The sequence below is a fragment of the Lentzea sp. NPDC055074 genome (assembly GCF_053608005.1).
The window spans coordinates 32,218-55,255 of sequence record NZ_JBSGUQ010000023.1; the positions used below are offsets into that span (position 1 = coordinate 32,218).

Sequence of the window (23,038 nt, forward strand, 5' to 3'; positions counted from 1 at the left end):
TGCTAGATTTCACTGGAGGACGTAATGCGGTTGGCCACGATCATGGGTTGGCTCGTCGTCGCGGCAGGCTTCTACTTCGGCCTGGGCTACCTGCTCAACGGGGACGGTGCCGCGGCCGGGTTCGGCATCGTCGACCCGGCCGGCTACTACGTCGTGAAGGGCGTCCGGGATCTCGCGTACGCCTTAACAGCGCTGATCCTGCTTCTCATGAAGCAGCGCCGGGCCCTCGGCTGGGTGGTCCTGGCGGACTCGATCATCCCGATCGGCGACTGCCTCGCCGTGATCACGCACGGCGGCACGGTGGGCTACGCGCTCATGGTGCACGGCTCGGCTGCCGTGCTCGTGCTGTTCACGGCGTTCCTGCTGCTCCGTGAGACAGCGCCCGAACGGCCTCACGCAGTTCCGGCTCGGTGATCTCCCCGAGCAGCAGCGCGGTCAGCGCCTGGAACGCCCGCCGCAGCTCGTCGGGGTGCGTGGACAACACCAGCGTCCCGGCGAACGCGCCGGCCCCGGGCAGGTCGTCGAGCCCTCGTCCCTGCACCGCGTTCACGCCCTCGCGCAGGCACCACAACGACATCACGTGGTCGCGCATCCCGTTGATCATGTAGACGGCCTGCCACACCCGCCCGCGCGCGATCGACGATCGCGCGTGCAGCGCGTGCAGCCAGGCGAGCCCGACGAGCTGGTCGCGGTCGGGCTGCTGCGACTGCGGCAGCTCGTTGGTCTCTCCGAACAGCAACTTGAACGTCGGCCCGGTGGCCCCGAACTCGTCCGAGTGCCAGAACGCGATGTCCACCTGCAACGTGGACCGCATCAGGAACACCCGGAACAGGGTCTTCCCCTGCCGCACGTCGAGATGACCGACCGCCCCGCAGGCGTACATCAACGCGGTCCAGTCGACTACCACCGCGTCGACGTCCCGCTCGACCGACAGCGCGAAGTCGATGTCGGACCAGCGATCCTCCCTGCCGACCGAGGCGGACCCGGTCAGGGCGGCCCCGACCACGCGGGGGTCGACGTCGGCGGCGTTGACGAGGTCGCGGCGCAACTGGTCGCGTTCGGAGACCGTGAACACCTCACAACCCTATGGGTCGCGACTTCAGCCCGGCTTGCGCACCAGGTTCGTGTACCCGGCCAGCGCCAGCGTCGCCAGCCCCCACACCGCGAGCTGCACGAGCCAGATCGCCGCCGTGAACGCCTGCCCCTTGCGCGAAGCGGTGTCGAGGTCGCAGCGGGCCCGCATCCCGGTCATCGCCAGCGGCAGCCCGCGATCCAGCCCGAGCCCGACCAGTTCCACCGTGGAGCAGGGAGTCCCGGCCCCGACCGCGGCGGTGGTGACCCTCTCCGCGACCAGGTGCCCGGGCCGCGTGGACACCTGCCCGGCACACCAGCCGATCGCTCCGGCGACGACGAGCACCAGCAGGAGCGCGGCGGCGGTGCGGCGAGCGCGGTAGCCGTACCCGGCCAGCACTCCCCACAACCAGTGGAACCACCGGGTCAGCGGACCGCCCAGTGACTGCGGGCTGCGCCGGCGCAGATCTGTCTGCTGGGCCATGAGGATCCGGCGCACGGTGCCGTCGTGCCCGGCGGCCCGTTCGACCGCAGCCAGCCGTTGATAGGCCGACGCGTGGTAGGCGGGGGTGTGGCAACGGATGACGTGCAGCCACTGCTCCCAGTCCCACACCGTCGCGAGGTGCCCGTACGTGAAGTTGTCCAGGCGTACGAGTCCTTTGTGCTCACACGTGGCGCCACGGCCGCGGTCCGGGCACATCGCCGGCAACCTCACGGCCACCGCGACCGTCATGTCGCGCAGGTCCAGCAGAGGGGCCGTTTCCGCCGCCACCTTCAGGTCGACCGCGTCCGCGCAGCCGAACCTGCCTGCGACGTGGGCACCGGACAGGGTGAGCGGGGCGCTGTCCCCACCCGCGGTGAGCACGGTGTGCCCGAGCACCGCGAAGGCGTCGATGCGGGAGCGGCTCGCGTTGAGCGCGGAACCGGAGGTGTTCGTGATGTCCGCGTCGGTGAGCTCGAGGACGTTGCCGATCTGCGCGTTGGCCAGTTCGACCGCGCCGTGTTCGGTGTCCCCGGTGATGGAGAGAGCGTTGCGCAGCAGCAGGTTTCCGCCGACCTGGAGCCCGCGCGCGTCGACCGCGATGCCGGCGGGGTTGGTGATCCGCGTGCCCGTCAGCTCGGCGTGACCGGAGATCCTGGTGCTGGAGAGGCAGAGCGTGCCCCTGCGGCCGTGCCCGGACAGGCGGTTGCCGCCCGCCAGCGAGACGTCACCGTCGACCACCGCGTTGTCCATGATCATCGCTGGGCCGGAGTCGTTGCTGATCTCGGTGTCCGACACGTCGAAGTTCCACGCCACGTGGGCTCCCACGAGGCCGAGCGCGCCGTCGGCACCGCGACCGGAGATCCGGACGCCGTCGCGCAGCAGGAGCTGACCGCCGACCTCGATGCCGGCCGCGTTCAGCGCGTCGGCGGCCGTGTTCGTGATCTGCGCGCCCTCGAGGTCGAGGTCACCCGTGACGTGGGCCCCGAGCAGCCGGACCGTGCCGCGTGGGTGGTCCCCGGAGATCTGGACGCCCCGGCGCAGGAACAGGTTTCCGCTGATCTGGAGGCCGTCCGCCGAGATCCCGGTGCAGCGACCTCCGTGGAAGGCCAGGTGGGGCAGGCTCGCCGAACGCGCCTCGATCGGCTCGTCGAACACGCAGTCGCTGAAGGCCAGACCCGCGGAGGACTTCACGCGGACGAGGTTCAGACCGCCTCGGACACGCGCACCGTCGAGCCGCACCCCGAGGGGGTCCAGCTCGCCGTGGCGGCCGAGCAGCAACTCCCTGATCAGCCCGGCGCGCACCACGTTGTCGGGCTCTTCGCACATCAGCCACTCGCCGTCGCGGGCCGCCTCGACGAGTCGCTGCTCGATGTCGGTCACTCCGGGATCATCCCCGCGCGGGGGCGGCTCCGTTGGTGAAACGGAGCCGCTCCCGGCGAGAACTACCCGAGTGCCACAGCGAAGACGTGCATGTTGACGTCGTCCGGCAGCACGACGCTCGCCAGCGTCTTGCCCTCCGGAGCCACGTACGTCTTCGTCGCGAAGATGTGCGTGGCGACCTTCTCGTTGCCGCCGCCCAGCTGGTTGCGGTACGGCGTGTTCGCGACGATCACGTTGCCGAAGCTCGGTGCCGCCCCGCCGCCGCCCAGCGTCCAGTCGCTGAACCCGATGTCCACCAACGCCGTCGTGCCGTCCGTGAACGTCACCGTCGCCTGCTTCGTCCGGGCACCGTTGGCCGCGGAGCCGATGAAGGAGAGCTTGGTCCCGGACAGGGCCAGCGTCTGCTTCGCGGCGGTCGCGTTGTCGGGCCGGCTGGGAGGCGACGACGGCCAGGTGAACGTGAGGCCGTCGACGGTGCTCGTGCCACCCGGCGGGAGACCGGCCGTGGCCAGCGCTTCCCGCGAGTAGCTGTAGCCGCCGCCGTCGAAGTCGCCCTCGCCGGTGGCGTCGGCCGACGCGCCGACGTTGTTCACGGCGGCGAGCAGGCTGCCCGCCGGCGCGACCTTCACGATCTGCGGCAGCACGACCGGCTTGCTCGCCCCCTCGACGTTCACCGTCACGGTGATGTCGTAGAAGCCTTGCGGTGTATCGGGTTTGGCCGTGACCGTGAACTCCGAGGGCACGGCACCGGTCGTCGGTGTGAACGTGAGCGCGTCAGGTCCGGTGATCGTGTAGGTCGCCTTCGGGTCGCCGTCGTAGAGCTTGACGGAGTTGACCTTCGCCGTGACCGTCTTGCCCGGCTCCACCACGAGCTGGCGCGGTTCGACCGTCAAGAAGTACGGCTGGTCGTGCTTGATCGGCTTCTCGCCGTCGCGGAACGACGGCGGGGCGTCGTTCGCGCCCGTGCCCCACGTGGACGCCGTCTTGCCCAGCACGAAGTCCAGCTTGCCGCCGCGTTCCACGAACGACTCCGGCAGCCAGGTCTTGGTGGCGGACCTGCCGTTCACCTTCAGCGACTGCACGTACTTCGTGGCCGTGTTGGCCTGCGGGGCGTTGATCGTGATGTCCTTGCCGCCACCGCGGTTGATCTTCACCGAGGTGAACAGCGGGCTGCTCAGCACCAGCTCGGCGCGCGAGGGCACCTGCGGGTAGATGCCCATCGAGGTGAACACGAACCACGACGACATGGCGCCGAGGTCGTCGTTGCCGGGAATGCCGCCGGGAGCGTTCTTCCACAGCGTGTTGATGGTCTCCCGCAACGTCTCCTGCGCCTTGGCGGGCTGGCCGGTGTAGTTGTACAGCCACGGCACGTTCACCGACGGCTCGTTGTCCAGTTCGGACTTCGCGCCACCGCGTCCCGTCAACGCCCAGCTGCCGTCGGCGTTGTGGAAGAAGTCGTCCAGCCGCTTGGTGGCGCGCTCACGGCCACCCAGCGAGTCGACGAGCCCGGCGACGTTGTGCGTGACCATCCACGTGTACTGGGCGCTGCTGCCCTCGACGAACCCGTTGCCGGTGTCGGGCGTGAAGTCCTTGACCCACGTGCCGTCGGCGTTGCGGTTGCGGATGTAGCCGCCGGTGGAGTCCGCGACGGGGTCGAAGTTGTTCTGCCACCACTGCGCGCGTTCGGCGAACGTCTTCGCGGTCTTCTTCTCGCCCGCGCGTTCGGCGAGCTGGCTGATCGCGAAGTCGGCCGCCGAGATCTCCAGGGTCTCCGCGGCGCCACCCCAGGCGTTCGAGACAGCGGGCATGTACTTGTTCTGCAGGTACTTGTCGAGCGACGGCCGCTGCCCGACCGACATGACGGCCCAGCCGTCCTTGCTCAGGTCCAGCGCCGTGGGCACGGTCGCGGCCTTCACCAAGGACTTCAGGGACGACTTGAGGTCGTACTTGTCGCCGCCGAACGCCGAGATGGCCGCGAGCGCGATCGGCGCCGGGTCACCGTTCATGACGTGCGTGCCACCGCCGTTGTGCGTCCAGCGGTCCCACACGCCGTTGTTCTGTTCGGCCTGGTTGAGCAGCGACTGCGCGATGTCCGAGCCGATCTGCGGTTCGAGCATGGTGAGCAGCTGCAGTTGCGAGCGGTAGATGTCCCAGCCGGAGAACGTGCCGTACTGGGCCTTCTGCCGCCTCTTGTCGATCTTGTGGGTCTTGCCGTCGAACCCGGCGTACTCGCCGTTGACGTCGCTGAACAGGTTGGGGTGCAACAGCGAGTGGTACAGCGCGGTGTAGAACTTCGTCCGCTCGTCATCGGAGCCGCCGCCGACTTCGATGCGCTTGAGCTGCTTCTGCCACGCGATGTACGCGTTGTCCCTCATGTCCTCGATGGACTGACCCTTGTTCTCGGCCTCGAGGTTTGCCTTCGCGTTGTCGAGGCTCACGTACGAGATGCCGACCTTGACGCCGACCTGGCTGCCGGGCGCGAACCCGAGGTAGGCGCCGGAACCCTTGCCGAGCACCGGCCAGCCGTTCGTCCCGTACGTCGTGCCGCCCTGGGAGGACGTGCTTCCGGGTGTGACAACGTTGTCCTGGTACGTGCCGACGTCGGTGAAGTCCTGGTCGAACTCCGCCACGAAGTGCAGCGTGTAGTAGCTGCGGCGGCCGACCTGGTTGATGTACCCGCAGAAGTTGCCGCTGGTCACCGAGCCGGTGATGGTCCGCTTGGCCTTGTCGACCACGGTCTGGGCGTCGCTGCTGCCGACCTGCGACTTGGAGGTGTTGATCAGCACCGTCGCCGGCTTGTCGGCGGGGAAGCTGAACCGCGCCGCACCGGTGCGTTCGGTGGCGGACAGCTCGGCCTTAGCACCGGACTTGAGCGTCACGTCGTAGCGGCCGGGCTTGGCCACCTCGTCGGTGTGCGCGAAGTCGCTGGCGTAGATCGCGTCGGTCGCGTCCGTCGTCGGCGACGTGGTGACGGTCCCAACGTGCGGGAAGATCGGGATGTCACCGCTGCCGCCCGCGCAGCCCGTGCCCGACATGTGGGTGAGGCTGAAGCCGCGGATCTTCGTGGCGTCGTACCGGTAACCGCCCGGAGCCGCGGCGCGCAGGGTGTTGCCGCGACTGGCCTCCGGGCTGAAGGAGAACATGCCGAACGGCACGACCGCGCCGGGAAAGGTGTTCCCGAGGTTGGTCGTGCCGATGAACGGGTTCACGTGTGCCGCCGGATCCGGCACCACCTGAACCTGGGGCTGAGCGGAGGCAGGGACCACTACTCCGAACGTCATGGCCACCGCCACCGCAGCTGTCGTGAGGACTCTTCGCTGCATGGTCGCGGACCCTACTTACCGTGCCCGCACAACCCCAGAGAGCGACGCGAACCTGTCGTCAAACGGACAAGCGCTGCTCCATGAAGGCCCTCAGCGCGGGCCAATCGCAGTCTTCCGCGACCTCTACCTGGTGCTTTCCCTCGACGAGCGCACCCTCGTCGTCGACGTCGAGTCCGTACGCGCGTGTCTTGAGCGTGCCGGGCACGATCGCCTCGGCCACCGCGACCGCGTCGTGCACCAGGATGCCCTCGGGCCGGTCCGAGTGGTTCTGGTCCGGGTTCGCCTTGAGGTACTCGCGGTAGGTGCCGGTGAGGTTGCTGAGCACCGGGTCGATGTTCGTGAGGAACTCGACGTCCGCGATGCACCGCTGCGTCAGGTTGAGCGGCACGATCAGCGGGTTGCCTCGTCTGATCACCGTCTGCGCGGCCTCGGCGTCGGCCCAGAAGTTGAACTCGGCGCGCGCGGTCATGTTGCCGAGCCCCAGCCCACCGCCCATGACGATCAGCTTCGGGATCTGGATTCCGCAGTCCAGCGCCTCGGCGATGTTGGTGAGCGGCCCGATCGCCACGACGACCGAGTCGGGCATGAGCTCGTCGGAGAAGAACCGGATGATGTCGTCGCCGTAGAGCCCCTTCTCGTTCTCCGGCAACGTGTGCGCCTGCCCGCCGAGCCCGTCGGCCCCGTGCACGTCAGCAGCGCCGCCGGGCCCCTCGTTGCCCTTGACCACCGGCACGTCGGTGCGCCCGAGGTGCGCGAGCAACCGCAGTGCGTTGGTCGTGGTGTGCTCCAGTCCGACGTTGCCGAAGACCGTGGTCAGGCCTTCGAGCTTCACCTCGGGGCTGCGGGCCGCGAGCGCGATCGCGAACGCGTCGTCGACACCGGGGTCGGTGTCGATGAAGAGAGAAGTCGCCATGCCCCTAGGGTGCCTCAGCGCCGACCTCGGCCACGTCCCACACCACACAACGCACGCCGGGCGGCTCCGTCGCGCCCTGGTCGAGCATGTCCTGGTGGTAGCGCCGCGCGTCCGCCTCGTTGTCGTAGACCTGGATCATGTGCCCGTCGAGCGTCCACGTGCCGTGCACGAACCCAGGCCGCCCGACCTTGCTCGACGCCATCAGCGGCACCTGCGCCCGCAGCGCGTCGAGCGCTTCGGGACTGATGTCCCAGACGCCGATGACCGCCCACATGGGGCCACTGTAGAACCGTTTCGGCTGGGCCGGCCGCCTGAAGTTAAGGTGCCGTCCATGACTTCGATGTGGGGAGCACCCGTCTGGACGCGCTGGCGCAGGTCACGCCGTGACCCGATGCAGGCGCGGTTCCTCACGATGGCCTCCCTGCGCTGGATGCTCCGCCACCGCGCCTACACCCCGTGGTACCTCGTGCGGTACTGGCGGCTGCTGAAGTTCCGCCTGCTCAACCCGCACGTCGTGCTGCGCGGCATGGTCTTCTTCGGCAAGCGCGTCGAGGTGATGGCCCGCCCCGGCTTCGGCCGCCTCGAGATCGGCCGCTGGGTCCACATCGGCGACGGCAACGCCATCCGCTGCCACGAGGGGTCGCTGCGCATCGGCGACAAGGTCGTGTTCGGCAAGGACAACACGGTCAACTGCTACCTCGACATCGAGCTCGGCGCGTCGTCGCTGGTCGCGGACTGGGTGTACATCTGCGACTTCGACCACAAGGTCGAGGACATCACGCTGCCGATCAAGGACCAGGGCATCGTGAAGTCGCCGGTGCGCATCGGGCCGGACTGCTGGCTCGGCGCCAAGGTGACGGTGCTGCGCGGGACCCGCGTCGGACGGGGGTGCGTGCTCGGTGCGCACGCGATCGTGCGCGGGGACATCCCGGACTTCAAGATCGCGGTCGGGATGCCGGCCCGGGTCGTGCGGGACCGGCGGGCCGACTACGAGGCGGACGCGCAGCGGCGGGCGGACATCGCGGACATGGCCCGCAAGGCCAAGGAGGCCTTGACCAAACGGGCGGAAGACGCATCCGCCTGAGTCAGCGAGATGCGTGCTGCGGCCAGGTCAGCGGCGCGAGCTGCGGGCGCTTAGGCACGAACCCGTCACCCGGCTGCCGCCCGATCAGCTTGTTGCGCGTCCGCGTGTAGGCGACCGGCAACACCTGGTCCCGCAACCACCGCCAATGGTCCAGCATCGAGGCGGAGGCGGCCGCACCCTCCAGCGGCATCAGCCACGCCGGATCGGACGGGATGCCCAGCGTCGACAGCACGTGCCCGGCCAACCGCCTGTGCCCCAACGAGGACAGGTGCAGGCGGTCCGGCCCGAAGTAGCGCGAGTCGTGCACGCACTCGTCGGCCTCCACGTCGACCAGTACCGCGCCATAACGAGCAGCAGCACCACGAACGGCCGTGTTCAGGGCATCGATGCGAGGGCGCATGCGCCAGCCGAACGGCATGCGGTGCGAGATGTCGCTCAACGTGAAGACGGCGACGGTCGGCGCGAACGACGTCACGGCGCGCACCATCGCGTCTGCTCGTGAAGCGATCTGTTCCAGGGTGGCGTTGGACATCACGTCGTTGCCACCGCCGAAGAGCACGACGAGGTCCGGTTCCAGCGCACGGGCGGACGGGACCTGCTCCACGAGCATCTGGTCGAGGCGGCGGCCGCGCACGCCGAGGTTGGCGTAGCGGAAGCCCGGCGCGTCCAGTGCGGACGCGACGCGGTCCGCCCAGCCCCGGTACCGGCCGTCGGGGAGCAGGTCGTCCAGGCCCTCGGTGCAGCTGTCCCCGAGAGCCACGAAGCGTTGGTAAGTCATTCAGTCCTCGGTCACCTGTTGTTAACGGGACCGGGACTGTAGCGGACCTAGGTGAACAGATTTCCCGTCGCGATCTTGGGGCGGCCCAGGACCCGTGGCTCGCGCACCGAAGCCCGGGCGTAGACCGAAGCCGTGTCGGCGGCGATCGTGGCCCAGTTGAAGTCGGAGACCAGACGGGCCTTGGCGGCGCGCGCACGGGTGGCGGCCGACGTCGGGTCCGACAGCACGTCCCGCACCGCGCGGGTGAGGCCGTCCACGTCACCGGGGGCGAACGACAGTCCGGTGACGCCGTCCAGCACGACCTCGCCGAGTCCGCCCGCGGTCGACGCGACCAGGGGCGTTCCGGCGGCGGCGGCTTCCAGGGCCACGATGCCGAAAGGCTCGTAGCGGGACGGGAGCACGACGGCGTCGGCCGCGGTGAGCAACGCCGCCAGAGAACGGTCGGAGAGGTGGCCGACGAACTCCACGGCCCGCAGCACGCGGTGTTTGCGCGCCTGGTCCTGCAGCCACTCGGTCTGCGAACCGCCACCGGCCACGACGACGCGCGTGCCGCGGTGGAAGCGGCGGATCCGGGGGAGCGCGGCGATCAGGTCCTGGATGCCCTTCTCCCACTCGATCCGGCCGAAGAACAGCAGCAGCGGGTCACCGTGCGGCGAGTAGGTGCGCCGGGCCGCGCCGACGTCCTTGGCGCGCACCTTCCAGCCGCCGGGCTCGATGCCGTTGTGCAGCACGGAGACGTCGGCGGTGTCCACTTCGAACAGATGCCCGACCTCGCCGCGCATCGCCGACGAGCAGGTGATCAGCGAGTCGGCGCGGTTCGCCAGCCACCACTCGACCGAGTGCACCTGCTGGTTCAGCGGGTGCGACAGCCAGCCGGAGTGCCGACCGGCCTCGGTCGCGTGGATCGTGGCGACCAGCGGCACGCCGAACGCTTCGGCGAGCGCCACGGCCGGATGCGTGACGAGCCAGTCGTGCGCGTGCACGACGTCCGGACGCCACGGGCCCAACGCCAGCCCGGCACGCGTCATCGCGTGGCCCATCGCGAGCGTCCAGGCCAGGAGGTCCTTCTCGAACACGAAGTGCGCGGGGTCCTCGGCCACGCGGACCAGCCGCACGCCCTCGCTCACCAGATCGGTGGTCGGGTGCGTGATCGCGTCGGTGCCGGAGGGCTGCCGGCACAGCACGACGACCTCGTGCCCCTGCGCGGCCAGCTGTGTCGCGAGCGCGTGGACGTGCCTGCCCAGCCCGCCGACGACCACCGGCGGGTACTCCCACGACAACATCAGCACGCGCATCCCGTTACCCCATTCCTCGCGCGTCCAGATGCCCGAACGGGCCGTCCGCCGCGCGGAGCTCCGCCGCCCTCGCCTGTCCACGACCGTTCCGTGCCAACGCCGCGAGCTCGCTGAAGCGGTCGCTGTGAATCTTCGCGCGGTAGCGGGCGTAGTCGGCGGCCGAGTCCTTCGTGACCATGAAGGCCCAGTCGCTCGACAACGCCAGCAGCGCCTCGCGCACCGCCTGGTCCAGCACCGGGTTCCGCGTCTCGGCGGAGAAGTCCAGTCCCAGCAGCTCTTTCTGCACCGACTCGTTCAACGAGACGATGTCCGACACCTGCGCGCCGTCCCACACGCGCCAGTCCTTGCCGCTGCCCCACGACGACGCCGGCAGCTCGACCGGCGCACCCACGTGCCCCGCCTCGACGGCGCCGCGCAACGTCGTCACGCGCACGCCCGCCTCCGGCAACGCGCGCAGCACCGCCTCCAGCCACAACGGACCCTCGTGCCACCAATGCCCGTACAGCTCGGTGTCGTAGGCCGCCACGACGAGCCCGCCGTCGATCGCGCGCAACCGCCGCACGACCGTCTCCACGAAATCGGCCACGTGCCGGTCGAGAGCCTCGCGCGCCAGCAACGGGTCGTACGGCCGCTTGTCCTCCGGCGCCACGTTCTTGCCCGTCACACGCGACGGTTTGAGGCCCGTCGGGTGGTCGTAGGTGTGAAAATCCCGGTACGCGGCATCGCCCGGATAGCCGACCTTCGGCGACCACACGCGGTACGAGACCTCGAGATCACGCCCGAACGCCAGCACGTCCGACGATCCGACTGGGTGCGCGGACGACGTGTCGCCGTGCAGCGCGGGCCCGTCGACCATGAACCGTCGCACGCCCGCCGCCGCGTACCCCGCCTCCATGCCGGGGGAGTAGCCGCACTCCGGCGCCCAGATCCCCTCCGGCGCACGGCCGAGGCGCAACGCGGTGTCGTCCAGTCCGGCCCGCAGCGAGAAGGCCCGCACCTTCGGGTCCAGCAACGGCTGGAACGGGTGCGTGGCCGGACCGCCGAGCAGTTCGATCGTCGAGGAGTCCACAAGGGACCTCAGGACCGGCGAGAACCCGTGCCGCCACTGGCTTTCGAACCTGTCGAGAGCCCAGGAGGACGCGCGGTGCTCGTAGGTGGACAGCTCGGGCAGCCGTTCCCCGGCGAAGTGCGAGCGCAGGTGCCAGTTGCCGAGCCAGTCGTGCATGCCCCGCAGGCAGTACGGGTCGTCCAGCTGTGCGGCCAGGACCGGGGTGACGCCGAGCGTCAGGACGTCCTCACGGCCCTCGTCGGCGAACCGGCGCAGCATGTCCACGAGGGGCAGGTACGAGTGCGCCCACGCCTGGTAGAGCCACTCCTCGCCGACCGGCCACGCGCCGTGGTGCGCGAGCCAGGGCAGATGGCTGTGCAGGACCAGGCAGAACGTGCCCTCGGACGCCTTCGGCGACTTGCTCCGGGTCACGGGCGCACCGCCACGGCCACGAGGTCGAGGCAGGCGTCCATGTCGTCAGGGGTGATGTCGAAGTCCTCCACCATCACCGACTCCACAGCCTCCTTGAGCTCGGCCGGCCACGGCGCACCGGACAGGGCGACTTCGACCTGTGCGTTGATGATCTGTCCGTTCAGGATCGTGTCAAGTCTCCGTCCGTGACGCAGTCCCGTCAGTTCGTCAACGCGGAAACCAGCGCCGCGCAGCATCTCGTCCAGTTCGGACGGTGCGAGTTCCCTGGTGTGGAACGGGTTCAGCGGGGTGTCCTGGCCGGGCGAGAACGTGATCCGGTTGGGCGTCGTCACGATGAGCTTCCCACCGGGACGCAGCACCCGCAGGCACTCCGCGAGGAACCCCTCCTGGTCCCACAGGTGCTCGATGACCTGCAGGTTCGCCACCACGTCGACACTGGCGTCGCGCAACGGCAGGGTGGCCAGGTTCCCGCGCAGCACGTCGAGCTGCGGGTACGCGCGCGCCACGTGCCGCGAGGTCAGCTCGTCGTAGTCGAGGGCGATCACCCGGCGCGCCACCGTGCGGATCAGCTGCGCGCCGTAGCCCTCGCCGCAGCCCGCCTCCAGCACGACGGCGTCCGCGCAGTGGCCGATGAGGTGCAGATACGCCGCCTCGTGCCGCCGGAACCAGTAGTTCTCTTCCGCGATACCGGGCACCGTGCGTTCGCCGGTCAGGGGGAGGGTCACGCCCGCCAGGTTACTTGTGAGTAGTCCGCCTGCGAACTACCTGGTGCGCGATGGCGGTGGCGACCCCGGCCGCGGCGAGGACCGCGGTCGTCGTCGAGTCCATGTACTTGGACAGGCTCGGCGCCTCGCTCGGCCCGGCCAGCCACATCGTCAACGGCGTCGCGTAGGCCAGCGTCAGCGCTCCCGACCACCAGCGCAACGCCCTGGACCTGCCCTTGCGCAGACTCGCGACGAGCACGACGGCGATCGGGATCCCGGACAGCAGGCCGAACTTGCCGATCACCATGACGGGCACGGCCCAGGCCGCGGCCAGGACGGGCTTCGACGGGTGCGCGGTGTTCTTCGTGGTGGTCGTGGACATGGTCTTCTCCTCTTGGTTTCTGCTCGGACGTGGGTTCTCTTGGCAGTGCCGAAGATCAGTGCCGAAGATCAGCGCTGAAGATCAGTGCTGAAAGTCAGTTCTTGGCCGGGCGGGCCTCGGCGGCGGCCTTGAGGTCGGCCAGCCAGAAGTCGAGGCCGGGGGCGAGGACCTTGATCGCGGTGGCGGGGTCGGCCTCCAGCTGGCCGCCGGTCCAGCTCTCCTCGGTGCGGACCAGGACACCGCCGTCGACCTCGGTGAAGGTCCAGACGTGGACGCCCTCGTCGATGCCCAGGCCCTGACCGACGGCGGGCCCGCTCCAGCGCACGCACTCGCCCGTCTTCACGCCGAGGACGGTCGAGGTGATGGTCAACGTGGTGGCGGGCGTGGCCGCGGTCGCGGGCGCGGGGGTGGTCCACTCGAACCGCGAACCGGCCCGCAGCTCGCCCTGGTCCAGCTTCTTCACGCCGGTGACGGCCTTCTGCCAGGCGGGCCAGCCCTCCACGTCGGTCTGCACCTCCCAGACCGTGCTCAGCGGCGCGTTGATCCGCGTCTCGGTCCGGTGGTGCAGCTGGGCCGCGGGGTTGATGCCCTGGCCCTCGCAGGTCACCGAGTCCGGCGCGGCGGTGCCGCTGCTCGGGGCGGGAGCGCCGGACGGCGTGCTCTGGCACGCGGAGACGGCGAGCAGGCCGGCGCCGAGCGAGAGGGCGGCGAGGGCGGTGCGCGTGCGGGTCATGGGACTTCCCCTTCGGTTTGTTAGTGGCAGTAGCTTTGGTTAGAGGCTATAACTTCGGTGACATGCAGAAGCTAAGCCGAAGCAGGCGTGACTGTCAATAACGAATGTGAGAGGGTCTAACCATGACGACGACGGACGCGGATCCGGTGCGGAACCCTCGTGAGCGCTACCGCGCCCAGGTGCGTGACGAGGTCAAGAAGCACGCGTGGCAGCAGATCGCGGCCAACGGCGTGACAGCGTTGTCGCTCAACGCCATCGCCAAGGAGATGGGCATGAGCGGGCCCGCGCTCTACCGGTACTTCGCCGGGCGCGACGAGCTGATCACCGCTCTCATCCGGGACGCCTACCGCAGCCTCGCCGACACCGTCCGCGCCGCCCACGAGGCCGGCACCACCGTCGTGGCGCTCGCCGCGGTGATCAGGGAGTGGGCGCTCAGCGACCCGCACCGGTACCTGTTGATCTACGGCACGCCCGTGCCCGGCTACCACGCGCCCGACGACATCACCGCGATCTCGGACGAGATCCTGACGGTGCTGCTGGAGGTCTGCGGCGGCTCGCCGGACGACCAGCCGCAGACCCCGTTCGAGGTCTTCCTGGGCATGGACCGCGGGTGGGCGGGTTCGATCCCGGCGTCGTCGCCGACGATCCACCGCGCGCTCTCGTTCTGGACGCGCCTGCAGGGCGTGCTCTCGCTCGAGCTCGCCGGGCACCTCACGCCCATGGGGTTCGATCCCGGGCTGCTCCTCGCCGAGGAGGTCGCTGACCTCTGAGGCCGCGACCTCCCGCCGGAACGGTTACTGGAACGGCGAGATCGTGACGGCCAGCGCGCCCGGTCCCACGTTCGCGCCGATCGCCGCGCTGACCTGCGTCAGGACGACGTCGCGGGCGTGCGGGATCCGCTTCTGCAGCATCTGGAGCAGCTCGTGGCCGTCCTTCTCGGCCGCGAAGTGCTCGACCGCGAGGTCCACGTTGCGGCCGTAGGCGAGCGCCACGGCCTTGTCCGCGAGCTTCGCCAGTGCCCGGTCGCGGCCGACGACCTTGTCGAACGGCTCCACCTCGCCGTTCACGACCGTGAGCAGCGGCTTCACCGAGAGCGCGTCGCCGAAGAGCTTCGCCGCCGCGCTGACCCGTCCGGCCTGGCGCAGGTAGTGCAGGGTGTCGACGTAGATGAGCACGTTCGCGTCCCGGCCGCGCTGCTCGGCGACACCGCGCGCGTTCTGGACGTTGCCGCCGCTCTGCACGATCCGCGCCGCCGCGAGCGCCGCGAAGCCGAGCGTCATGCCCGACGAGTGCGAGTCCACGATGAACACCGGCACGCGCGATTTCGCCGCGGCCACCTTGGCCGCGTCCGTCGCGGGGGAGAGCTTCGGCGTCACGTGCACCGAGATGATCGTCTCGGCGCCCTTGGCCCACGCGTCCTGGTAGGCCCAGAAGAACGCGTCCGGCGCCGGCGGCTGCGTCGTGATGGGGATCTGCGCCTCCATCGCCTGCAGCAGCCTGTCGGTCGGCACGTACGCCTCGTCGATCAGCTCCGACCCGATCTTGAGCTGCATCGGGACCGTGATGATGTTGAACCGGTCCGCCAGACGGGCCGGGAGTGACGCGGTCGAGTCGGTGACGACGGCTACTCGTGAGGACACGAACGAGAAGGTTAACGAAGGGTGATCGAAGTAGCCACGACCGATGGAAGGCAATTCGTGTGATCTAGGCCCGGGTGGTTGCTTTCCGTGCACGGCGAACGCACGGAGTGAACACCCCGGAATGGCACCCCAGTTGACACAATCGGGTGACTGGACGTTGTTTGGTGTTGATCTAGGGACGGCCTGTTTGTGCAGCAAGGAGGCATTATTCCATCCGTTCCATCATGGCCGTCCGTCCACTTTCGACGCTGGTTGCCCCCACCTGCCGTGGGTAAGCTCGCACAATCTTCAGCCCGGTTGAGTGAGTAGGTGACCATGGGTGCAAAAGAGCAGGAACTAGTTCCGCTGCACGCCGGTTTCGACGTTGTGTACCGAGGTTTTCATCGACGTCAGGTCATCGAGCACATCGAGAATCTCGAGGAGCAGCTGCGCTTCACGAGTCTCGACCGGGCCGAGGCACTGGCGCAGGCGGCCGATTTGCGCAAGCTGCTGGAAATGACGCGCCAGGACCTGGAGGAGGCGCGAGCCAGGATCGAGCGCCTCGAGACGACGTCCGGTTCGCACGCCAGCGCCACCGAACGGATGCACCGCATGCTCCGCCTCGCCGAGGACGAGACGGCGGAGATGCGCCTGCAGACCGAACGCGAGTGCACTGATCTGCGCGAGCGCACCGAGGTCGAGATGGCCGCGCTGCGCGCCGGTGCCGAACGCGAGTCCGCCGCCATGCGCGCGGAGGCCGAGTCCGAGCTGTACGCGTCCCGTCAGGACTGCGCCACCCGCGCCGCCGCGATGGAACGGCGCGAGCTGGAGATGGAACGCCGCTGCACGGACCTCGAGGCGCAGCACCGCCAGCGCGCCGACGAGGTGGAGCGCGAGTGCGCCGAGGCCGTCGAGCAGGCCCAGACCGACGCGGACATGCTGCTGCGCGAGACCGCTCTCCAGTGCAACTCGCTGGAGGCGGACTCCGAACGCAAGCGCGAGAAGGCCCAGCAGTTCTTCGAGCTCACGATGACCCGCCGCCGCAACGAGGCCGCCCAACACCTGCAGGAGCAGGAGGCGCTTGCCAGGGCGCGGTCGGAGTTCGTCGTGAAGATGGCCTGCCGCGAGGCGCAACGCCGTCTGGCCGAGGTGGCCGACCGCACCGACGAACTGCACGAGCTCAAGCGCGTCGTCCACTCGCAACTGTCCGCCGCCCGCGCCGCGCTGTCCGCGGCCGCCGACCGCGTCGCGCCGCTGCACATCCCGGAACAGGTGGCCGCCTCGTGAAGCGCTGGGTCCCTCTTCTCGTAGGCGCGTTGATGGTCCCTGCCTCGGTGACCGCCTTCGGTTTCTCCGTCTACGGCGACGAACTGGAGACGGCGTTGTCGTCGTCCCCGGCGGTACCGGCCGTGCTCGCGGGCCCGGTCCCGGTCTCCGACTTCGTGGCACCGCTGCGCATGGAACCGCCCGCCCCGGTCCTGTTGCCGGCGACCGTCGCCCAGCAGGCGGTGCGGGAGCTGTTCACCTCGCACGCCGTCAAGGGCATCACCTTCGCGCCCGGCACCGCCTCCCTGGTGGGCCGCGGCGAGGAGGTGCGCCGGTCGCTCGCCAGCGTGCTGCGCAACGCCACCGGCTCGGTGACGCTGATCGCGCACGCGTGGAACGGCGAGACGGCGTCGCACCGCTGCGACGTCCTCGCGATGGAACGAGCGGGCCTGCTGCGCCAGTACCTCGCCGAGCAGGGCGTGGACAAGGTCGTCGCCACCCGCGTGATCGTGGACCCCACCTGGGGCCCGCCCTCGGACTTCGGACCCCAGATCGACGTCCTCGTCAACTAGGAGCCTTCGCCATGGCAGGGGCAGTCGGGATCGTCTTCGGGCTGTGCATGCTGTCCTTCACGTTGGGGGCGGCCCTGATGTACGTGCTGGTGCGGCGCAAGGAGGAGGCCGCGTCGGGCGACGCTTCCGCGCCCGAGGTACCGGCTCTGTCGGACACGCGGACGTGGGTGTCCAAGCCTCTGGCGGTCGAGCCGGTGGACGACGACTACGACACGAGGCCGATCCACCGCAACCCGGTGATGGGACTGCGGCAGCTGGAGCCGGCGCTGGCGGTGCTGGCGCAGCCTGCGGTCGCGAAGCCAAGGGCGAAGCCTGAGCTGGTCGCGAAGCCGGAGCCGGTTTCGAAGCCTGAACCGGTCGCGAAGGCCGAGCCGGTCGCGAAGTCAAAGGCGATGCCTGAGCCGGTCGCGATGCCCGAGCCGGTCGCGAAGCCTGAGCCGGTTGCCGAGCCGACGGCACTCGCCGAGCCCGAGCCCGTCGTCGAACCCGAAGCCGCTTCGGAACCTGGCACTGTCGGTGCTGCGGGATACGATTGGGATGGGGACCTCGATCCCCCCTTGGGGGAACCCGAAGCCCCCGAACCAACCGTAGCGGCGAGCACTGACACTCCCGTCCTGCCGCCGCCCGCCTCCCCCCAGCCCGTCGAGCACACGACGTGGGTGGAACGCGAGGACTTCCGGCAGCGCTACCTGCGCACTTTCGAAGAGGTGCGCCGCAAGGCGGGCAGCAACTGACGAGCGGTTGAGGGGCGATGTCGGAAAGTCATCGGTTCCTGTCCGAAATCCGCCGGAAAACTGTCGGCACCTGCTGATATCAATCGATCATGACTTACGCCGCGGACCGCACCGAGCTCTTCCACGCCCTCCACCGCCCCGGCCCGCTGGCCCTCCCCAACGCCTGGGACGTCGCGTCCGCCCTCGTCGTCGAGGCCGCCGGCGCGAAAGCCGTGGCCACCACCAGCGCGGGGGTGGCGTGGAGCCTCGGCGCCGCCGACGGTGACCACATCGCGCGGGACCGTGCCGTCGACCTGGTCGCCAGGATCGTTGTGGCCGTGGGCATCCCGGTGAGCGCGGACATCGAGACCGGGTTCGGCGCCACGGCCGGAGAAGTGGCCGAGACGGTGCGTGCCGTCGCGGAGGTGGGGGCGTCCGGCGTCAACATCGAGGACGGGCTGGGAGCCGGGCAGCGCGACGTCGCCGAGCAGGCCGAGCGGTACGCGGCGGCTCATGAGGCTGCGCCGGAGCTGTACATCAACGCGCGCATCGACACGTTCCTGCGGGGCGTTGGTGATCCGGAGACTCGGCTCGAGCGCACTGTGGCGCGGGCCGCGAAGTTCGTCGAAGCCGGTGCCAGCGGCATCTTCGTGCCGGGCGTGACCGACATCGGCACGGTCGCGGAGCTGGCGAAGAACATCGCCGCGCCGCTGAACGTTCTGGTGGGGCCCGGCGCGCCCGCCGTCGCCGAGTTCGCGAAGGCGGGCGTGGCACGGGTCAGCCTCGGTTCTGCGGTCGCCGAGGCCGCCTATGCCGTCGCCAGGCGGGCAGCGGAGGAGATGCTGACCAAGGGGACGTACGACAGCGTCGAGGGCGGCATCGCTTACGGCGACCTCAACGCGTTGTTCAGCAAGGACTAGTGCTTCTTGCCGCGGAACTTGCGCAGGAGCTGCTCAGCCTGCGCGCGCTTGCGCGGGTCCTGCGCCATCTGCCTTGCCTTCATCTGCAGCTTGTGGCCCTGCGGGCTGCGCAGGAACCTGGTGATCTTGTCCATGAAACCGGGCATCGGTCCTCCAGGTGTCCGTTACGTCCAGTTCAACGGACGAAACCGTTCCCAGAGTTCCCGGACATCAGACCGGCGAAACGGTGATGCCCAGCGCACCTGGTCCGACGTGGGCCCCGATGGCCGAGCTCACCTGCGTCAACATGAACTGGCGGACGTTCGGGACCTTGCGCCGCAACGTGCGCAGGAGCCGTGAGGCCTTCTCCTCGGCGTCGAAGTGCTCGACGGCGACGTCCACGGTGTCGGTGCCCGCGCGCCTGATCGCGATGTCGATCATCCGGTTGAGCGCGCGGTCGGCGCCGATCACCTTGTCCAGCGGCGTGATCTGGCCGTCGGCCATGGTCAGCAGCGGCTTCATCGACAGCACACCGCCGACCAGTGCGGCGGCGGCACCGATGCGGCCGCCGCGGCGCAGGTACTCGAGGGTGTCGACGTAGATCAGCTCGGTGGACCTGTCGAAACGACGCTGCGCGGTCGCGAGCACCTTCTCCACGCTGCCGCCCGCCTCGGCCACCTTGGCGGCGGCCTGGACGGCGTAGCCGATGCTCATCCCGCAGGTGTGCGTGTCGACGACGTGCACCGGAACCCGGACCTTCGCGGCGGCCTCGCGGGCCGCCTCCACGGTCGCGGACTGGCGGCTCGACACGTGCACGGACACGATCGAGCGGACGCCCTGCGCGGCCAGCTCGTTGTACGTCCAGAAGAACGCGCCGGGATCGGGTGGGATCGTCGCCACGGGCACGTTGGAACGCATGGCCGAGACCAGCTCGGGAACCGGGATGCGGGACTCGTCGTCGGTGTGGTCGCCGATCCGGACCTGGATCTGCACCACTTCGATACCGAGTTGATCAGTCAGCTGAGCCGGGAGACAAGCGGTGGAGTCTGTCACGATCGCTACTCGCCGGTACATGTCAGCGCAGCCTAGTACCTCGAATGGGGTAGGTCTCAAATGGTGGCGTTAACGGGTGATAACTGTCACGCTAGCGGGGTGCTTGCTCCTGTTTGCAGGGGTGCTACTGGCGGGTAACATCCGGGTGATGGCAGGGTCGTGAACACCCGGCGGCGCAGTTCTACAGTCCTCTGCGTAAGCGTCGCCGCCCGTCCGCAGGAGGTCGAAGAGGACCTATGAACATTGTTGTCCTGGTCAAGCAGGTGCCTGACACCTGGTCCGAGCGCAAGCTCACCGACGCCGACCACACCCTTGACCGCGAGTCCGCGGATGCCGTGCTCGACGAGATCAACGAGCGCGCCGTCGAAGAGGCCCTGCAGCTGCAGGAAGCCCACGGTGGCGAGGTCACCGTGATCGCGATGGGTCCCGACCGCGCCACCGACGCCATTCGCAAGGCGCTGTCGATGGGTGCGGACAAGGCGATCCACGTCAACGACGAGGCGCTGCACGGTTCGGACTCGCTGGCGACGGCGAAGGTCCTCGCGAAGGCGATCGGCACGGTCGAGAACGTCGACCTGGTCATCGCGGGCAACGAGGCCACCGACGGCCGCGCGGGCGCTGTTCCGGCCATCCTCGCCGAGCTGCTCGGCCTTCCGCAGGTCACTCAGCTGCGCAAGGTCACGGTCGAGGGCACGACGATCAAGGGTGAGCGCGAGACCGACGAGGGCGTCGCGTTCCTCGAGGCGTCGCTGCCGGCCGTGGTCTCCGTGACCGAGAAGATCAACGAGCCGCGTTACCCGTCCTTCAAGGGCATCATGGCCGCGAAGAAGAAGCCCGTTTCCACGCTCACCGTGGCGGACCTGGGCATCGACGCGTCCGAGGTCGGCCTGTCCGGTGCGTGGACCCAGGTGCTGGAGGCTTCCCCGAAGCCGCCGCGCAGCGCGGGTCAGCGCGTCGAGGACGGTGGCGACGGCGGGTCCAAGATCGCCGAGTTCCTCGTCGGCCAGAAGCTCATCTGAGGGAGGGGAAATCATGTCTGAAGTACTGGTACTGGTCGACCACGTCGACGGCGAGGTCAAGAAGGTCAGCTACGAGCTGCTGACGGCCGCGCGCCGTCTGGGCACCCCGGCCGCAGTGGTCGTGGGCGCACCCGGCACCGCGTCGAAGATCCGCGAGTCGCTCGGCAAGTACGGCGCCGCGAAGGTCTACGCGGTCGAGTCCGACGACGCCGCCGGCTTCCTCACGACCCCGAAGGTCGACGCGCTGGCCGCGCTCGTCCCGAACGCGTCCGCGGTGCTCGTCTCCGCGACGATCGAGGGCAAGGAGGTCGCGGGTCGTCTCGCCGTGCGCATCGACTCCGGCTGGCTCGTCGACGTCGTGGACGTCGAAGCCGACGGCACCGGCGTGCAGTCCATCTTCGGTGGCGCGTTCGTCGTCAAGGCGAAGGTCAGCAAGGGCACCCCGGTCATCACCGTCCGCCCCGGCGGCGTCGAGGCCGAGGAGTCCGCCGCGGACGCCACCCTGGACGAGTCGGTCTCCATCTCCGTGGACACCGCCAAGTCCGCCCGCATCACCTCGCGTGAGGCCGTCGTCGGCGGCGACCGCCCGGAGCTGACCGAGGCCTCGGTCGTCGTCTCCGGTGGCCGCGGCGTCGGCTCGGCCGAGAAGTTCTCCGTCGTCGAGGAGCTCGCCGACTCGCTCGGTGCCGCCGTCGGTGCCTCGCGCGCCGCCGTCGACTCCGGCTACTACCCGCACCAGTTCCAGGTGGGCCAGACCGGCAAGACGGTCTCGCCGCAGCTGTACGTGGCGCTGGGCATCTCCGGTGCCATCCAGCACCGGGCGGGAATGCAGACCTCGAAGACGATCGTCGCGGTCAACAAGGACCCCGAGGCGCCGATCTTCGAGATCGCCGACTTCGGTGTGGTGGGCGACCTGTTCAACGTCGCGCCGCAGCTGACCGAGGACGTCAAGAAGCGCAAGGGCTGAGCGTTCAGTTCTGACAGTGGGGCCGTCTCGTTCGCGAGGCGGCCCCACTGCCGTTCGTCTGGGGGAAGCATGACCAGCTGGCTCGACCACGTGTGGCACCGGCGGATCGTCGACGAGGTGTACTCGGCTCCGCCGACGCTCGACGACATCGACCTCTTCGACGTCCGCCTGGACCGCGAGGGACCGCGGATCCATCTGAGGTTCAACTTCGCCACCTACGCGGACCGCCCGAAACCCGAGTGGTCGCAGAACTGCAACCGGGTGCAGGTCGAACTCGCCTTCGTTGGTGTGCGCGAACTGGTGGTGCACGACTTCGGCTGGACCAACGTCGCGAACCTGCGGATGACGCCCGTCGCCGAGGACGCACTCGAAGTCCAGGTGCACGGCGACACCACGAGCATCTCGTTCCGTTGCGGGCGGCCGGTGACCCTGAAGCGGCTCTCCGCCTACATCCACAACCCGAACGCGCCCCTGTAGCCGTGGAGTCGTTGCCATGACCGAAGAACGTTTCTGGCTTCAGCACCAGTGAAGGAAAGTCCAGCGGCTGCACACCTCGCCTGACGGCGGCGAGCAGAGCGGCTGCCCCGGAGAGATCCGCGACTTCCTCCGCCGGTTCTACCCTCCCGGCTCCAGCCGCTACGAGCGGACCTTCCTGCTCAGGTGGTGCCCGGACTGCCGGACCTACTCCACCGACACGGTGCACGTGGAGCGTGACAGGGTCCTCGACGACCCGTTGGCCGTCCTCGACGCAGATGTCCGCGAACGGTTGGTGCGCAAGGAACTCCACCTGGTGCGGCACCTTGATCGCATGGCGCGGCGCGGTGAGTTGCAGGTGTTCGTCCGGTGAAGTCGCTTTGTCCTTTTCGCGATGCTAAGTGTCGTCAGTGATTTGTCAGGGCTTTGGCGAAGTCTGTCCTCATTCGACCTAGTGAGGAGTTCGCATGCGACAGATCAAGCGAGTGGCGTCCGTGGTGCTCGGCCTGACGATGGCCGCCGGTTTCATGACCCTCGCCGCCGCGCCGGCCAGTGCCGACCGCCCGTGCACCGGACGGCAGCAGAAGCTCTACTTCATGGGCGAGAAGGACGCGAACTTCGGCGGCAGCGGCATCGTCACGCTGCTGAACTGCCACGCGACCAAGCGCAAGGCGAGCATCGACGTCTCGCGCGGCTTCGACCCGGACTGCAAGAGCATCCCGTTCGGCGAGACGCGGTCCTTCGAGTACAACCGGCTCAAGGGCATCGCGGAGTACAACCAGCCGAAGTGGTGCTGAGTCCCACGACCCGCGAAGCCCCTCCGCGAGGA

Annotated in this window: 26 protein-coding genes; 12 read left to right on the forward strand and 14 right to left on the reverse strand. The window is 69.2% G+C overall.

Annotated features, from left to right (window positions below; all coding sequences use genetic code 11):
* Nucleotides 1–24 precede the first annotated feature (24 nt).
* On the forward strand, nucleotides 25–414 hold the full coding sequence (locus ACWF7A_RS37305; protein ID WP_452255213.1) for a DUF4267 domain-containing protein: 390 nt from the start codon (nucleotides 25–27) through the stop codon (nucleotides 412–414).
* Here ACWF7A_RS37305 and ACWF7A_RS37310 read toward each other — a convergent pair.
* From ACWF7A_RS37310 to ACWF7A_RS37330, 5 genes are all read right to left on the reverse strand, one after another.
* The gene (locus ACWF7A_RS37310) at nucleotides 350–1,075 is read right to left on the reverse strand and encodes a nucleotidyltransferase domain-containing protein (RefSeq protein ID WP_452255214.1); all 726 of its coding nucleotides are present in this window, start codon (nucleotides 1,073–1,075) and stop codon (nucleotides 350–352) included. The genes ACWF7A_RS37305 and ACWF7A_RS37310 overlap by 65 nt on opposite strands.
* 24 nt (nucleotides 1,076–1,099) lie before the next feature.
* The gene (locus ACWF7A_RS37315; RefSeq protein ID WP_452255215.1) at nucleotides 1,100–2,935 is read right to left on the reverse strand and encodes a hypothetical protein; all 1,836 of its coding nucleotides are present in this window, start codon (nucleotides 2,933–2,935) and stop codon (nucleotides 1,100–1,102) included.
* Nucleotides 2,936–2,997: 62 nt separating this feature from the next.
* Nucleotides 2,998–6,258: a GH92 family glycosyl hydrolase gene (locus ACWF7A_RS37320; protein WP_452255216.1), complete on the reverse strand. Its 3,261-nt coding sequence runs from the start codon at nucleotides 6,256–6,258 to the stop codon at nucleotides 2,998–3,000.
* Between the two features lie 58 nt (nucleotides 6,259–6,316).
* Complete coding sequence (locus tag ACWF7A_RS37325; RefSeq protein WP_452255217.1) at nucleotides 6,317–7,171, reverse strand: nucleoside hydrolase; 855 nt, start codon at nucleotides 7,169–7,171, stop codon at nucleotides 6,317–6,319.
* 4 nt (nucleotides 7,172–7,175) lie between these two features.
* Nucleotides 7,176–7,445: a hypothetical protein gene (locus ACWF7A_RS37330; protein WP_452255218.1), complete on the reverse strand. Its 270-nt coding sequence runs from the start codon at nucleotides 7,443–7,445 to the stop codon at nucleotides 7,176–7,178.
* Between the two features lie 57 nt (nucleotides 7,446–7,502).
* Between ACWF7A_RS37330 and ACWF7A_RS37335 the strand changes: the two genes are divergently transcribed.
* The gene (locus ACWF7A_RS37335) at nucleotides 7,503–8,255 is read left to right on the forward strand and encodes an acyltransferase (protein ID WP_452255219.1); all 753 of its coding nucleotides are present in this window, start codon (nucleotides 7,503–7,505) and stop codon (nucleotides 8,253–8,255) included.
* 1 nt (nucleotide 8,256) lies between these two features.
* Here the strand turns inward: ACWF7A_RS37335 and ACWF7A_RS37340 are convergent, their stop codons facing one another.
* The 6 genes from ACWF7A_RS37340 to ACWF7A_RS37365 form a co-directional block, all read right to left on the reverse strand.
* Complete coding sequence (locus tag ACWF7A_RS37340) at nucleotides 8,257–9,033, reverse strand: SGNH/GDSL hydrolase family protein (RefSeq protein WP_452255220.1); 777 nt, start codon at nucleotides 9,031–9,033, stop codon at nucleotides 8,257–8,259.
* A gap of 47 nt (nucleotides 9,034–9,080) precedes the next feature.
* Entirely contained in the window at nucleotides 9,081–10,328 is a 1,248-nt protein-coding gene (locus tag ACWF7A_RS37345; protein WP_452255221.1) for a glycosyltransferase family 4 protein, read from the reverse strand.
* Between the two features lie 4 nt (nucleotides 10,329–10,332).
* Complete coding sequence (locus ACWF7A_RS37350) at nucleotides 10,333–11,808, reverse strand: 1,4-alpha-glucan branching protein domain-containing protein (protein ID WP_452255222.1); 1,476 nt, start codon at nucleotides 11,806–11,808, stop codon at nucleotides 10,333–10,335.
* Nucleotides 11,805–12,533, reverse strand: a complete 729-nt coding sequence (locus ACWF7A_RS37355; protein WP_452255223.1) for a class I SAM-dependent methyltransferase — start codon at nucleotides 12,531–12,533, stop codon at nucleotides 11,805–11,807. Before ACWF7A_RS37355 ends, ACWF7A_RS37350 begins: the two co-directional genes overlap by 4 nt.
* Nucleotides 12,534–12,543: 10 nt before the next feature.
* Nucleotides 12,544–12,894, reverse strand: a complete 351-nt coding sequence (locus tag ACWF7A_RS37360; RefSeq protein WP_452255224.1) for a hypothetical protein — start codon at nucleotides 12,892–12,894, stop codon at nucleotides 12,544–12,546.
* A gap of 94 nt (nucleotides 12,895–12,988) precedes the next feature.
* The gene (locus ACWF7A_RS37365; RefSeq protein ID WP_452255225.1) at nucleotides 12,989–13,627 is read right to left on the reverse strand and encodes an SRPBCC family protein; all 639 of its coding nucleotides are present in this window, start codon (nucleotides 13,625–13,627) and stop codon (nucleotides 12,989–12,991) included.
* Between the two features lie 122 nt (nucleotides 13,628–13,749).
* Between ACWF7A_RS37365 and ACWF7A_RS37370 the strand changes: the two genes are divergently transcribed.
* Nucleotides 13,750–14,397 carry a TetR/AcrR family transcriptional regulator gene (locus ACWF7A_RS37370; RefSeq protein WP_452255226.1) on the forward strand — a complete coding sequence of 216 codons (648 nt, stop codon included), beginning with the start codon at nucleotides 13,750–13,752 and terminating at the stop codon, nucleotides 14,395–14,397.
* Nucleotides 14,398–14,421: 24 nt separating this feature from the next.
* Here ACWF7A_RS37370 and ACWF7A_RS37375 read toward each other — a convergent pair whose 3' ends face one another.
* Complete coding sequence (locus ACWF7A_RS37375; protein WP_452255227.1) at nucleotides 14,422–15,267, reverse strand: DegV family protein; 846 nt, start codon at nucleotides 15,265–15,267, stop codon at nucleotides 14,422–14,424.
* A 315-nt stretch (nucleotides 15,268–15,582) separates the two neighbouring features.
* Between ACWF7A_RS37375 and ACWF7A_RS37380 the strand changes: the two genes are divergently transcribed.
* From ACWF7A_RS37380 to ACWF7A_RS37395, 4 genes are all read left to right on the forward strand, one after another.
* Entirely contained in the window at nucleotides 15,583–16,533 is a 951-nt protein-coding gene (locus tag ACWF7A_RS37380; RefSeq protein ID WP_452255228.1) for a hypothetical protein, read from the forward strand.
* Entirely contained in the window at nucleotides 16,530–17,084 is a 555-nt protein-coding gene (locus tag ACWF7A_RS37385) for a hypothetical protein (RefSeq protein WP_452255229.1), read from the forward strand. Before ACWF7A_RS37380 ends, ACWF7A_RS37385 begins: the two co-directional genes overlap by 4 nt.
* A gap of 11 nt (nucleotides 17,085–17,095) precedes the next feature.
* Nucleotides 17,096–17,818 (forward strand): hypothetical protein, encoded by a 723-nt coding sequence (locus ACWF7A_RS37390; RefSeq protein ID WP_452255230.1) that lies wholly within the window; start codon nucleotides 17,096–17,098, stop codon nucleotides 17,816–17,818.
* 89 nt (nucleotides 17,819–17,907) lie between these two features.
* On the forward strand, nucleotides 17,908–18,717 hold the full coding sequence (locus ACWF7A_RS37395) for an isocitrate lyase/PEP mutase family protein (RefSeq protein WP_452255231.1): 810 nt from the start codon (nucleotides 17,908–17,910) through the stop codon (nucleotides 18,715–18,717).
* Here the strand turns inward: ACWF7A_RS37395 and ACWF7A_RS37400 are convergent.
* Both ACWF7A_RS37400 and ACWF7A_RS37405 read right to left on the reverse strand, forming a co-directional pair.
* Entirely contained in the window at nucleotides 18,714–18,863 is a 150-nt protein-coding gene (locus ACWF7A_RS37400) for a hypothetical protein (protein WP_452255232.1), read from the reverse strand. The two genes, ACWF7A_RS37395 and ACWF7A_RS37400, sit on opposite strands and share 4 nt — an antisense overlap.
* Before the next feature lie 64 nt (nucleotides 18,864–18,927).
* On the reverse strand, nucleotides 18,928–19,770 hold the full coding sequence (locus ACWF7A_RS37405) for a DegV family protein (protein ID WP_452255233.1): 843 nt from the start codon (nucleotides 19,768–19,770) through the stop codon (nucleotides 18,928–18,930).
* 215 nt (nucleotides 19,771–19,985) lie between these two features.
* Between ACWF7A_RS37405 and ACWF7A_RS37410 the strand changes: the two genes are divergently transcribed.
* From ACWF7A_RS37410 to ACWF7A_RS37430, 5 genes are all read left to right on the forward strand, one after another.
* Nucleotides 19,986–20,768, forward strand: a complete 783-nt coding sequence (locus ACWF7A_RS37410) for an electron transfer flavoprotein subunit beta/FixA family protein (protein ID WP_452255234.1) — start codon at nucleotides 19,986–19,988, stop codon at nucleotides 20,766–20,768.
* 13 nt (nucleotides 20,769–20,781) lie between these two features.
* Nucleotides 20,782–21,735 carry an electron transfer flavoprotein subunit alpha/FixB family protein gene (locus ACWF7A_RS37415; RefSeq protein ID WP_452255235.1) on the forward strand — a complete coding sequence of 318 codons (954 nt, stop codon included), beginning with the start codon at nucleotides 20,782–20,784 and terminating at the stop codon, nucleotides 21,733–21,735.
* A 69-nt stretch (nucleotides 21,736–21,804) separates the two neighbouring features.
* A complete protein-coding gene (locus ACWF7A_RS37420) occupies nucleotides 21,805–22,212 on the forward strand; it encodes an Imm50 family immunity protein (protein ID WP_452255236.1) in 408 nt (135 codons plus the stop codon).
* Nucleotides 22,213–22,438: 226 nt separating this feature from the next.
* Nucleotides 22,439–22,582, forward strand: a complete 144-nt coding sequence (locus ACWF7A_RS37425) for a hypothetical protein (protein ID WP_452255237.1) — start codon at nucleotides 22,439–22,441, stop codon at nucleotides 22,580–22,582.
* Nucleotides 22,583–22,676: 94 nt separating this feature from the next.
* Complete coding sequence (locus ACWF7A_RS37430) at nucleotides 22,677–23,006, forward strand: hypothetical protein (protein ID WP_452255238.1); 330 nt, start codon at nucleotides 22,677–22,679, stop codon at nucleotides 23,004–23,006.
* The last annotated feature ends 32 nt before the right edge of the window (nucleotides 23,007–23,038 follow it).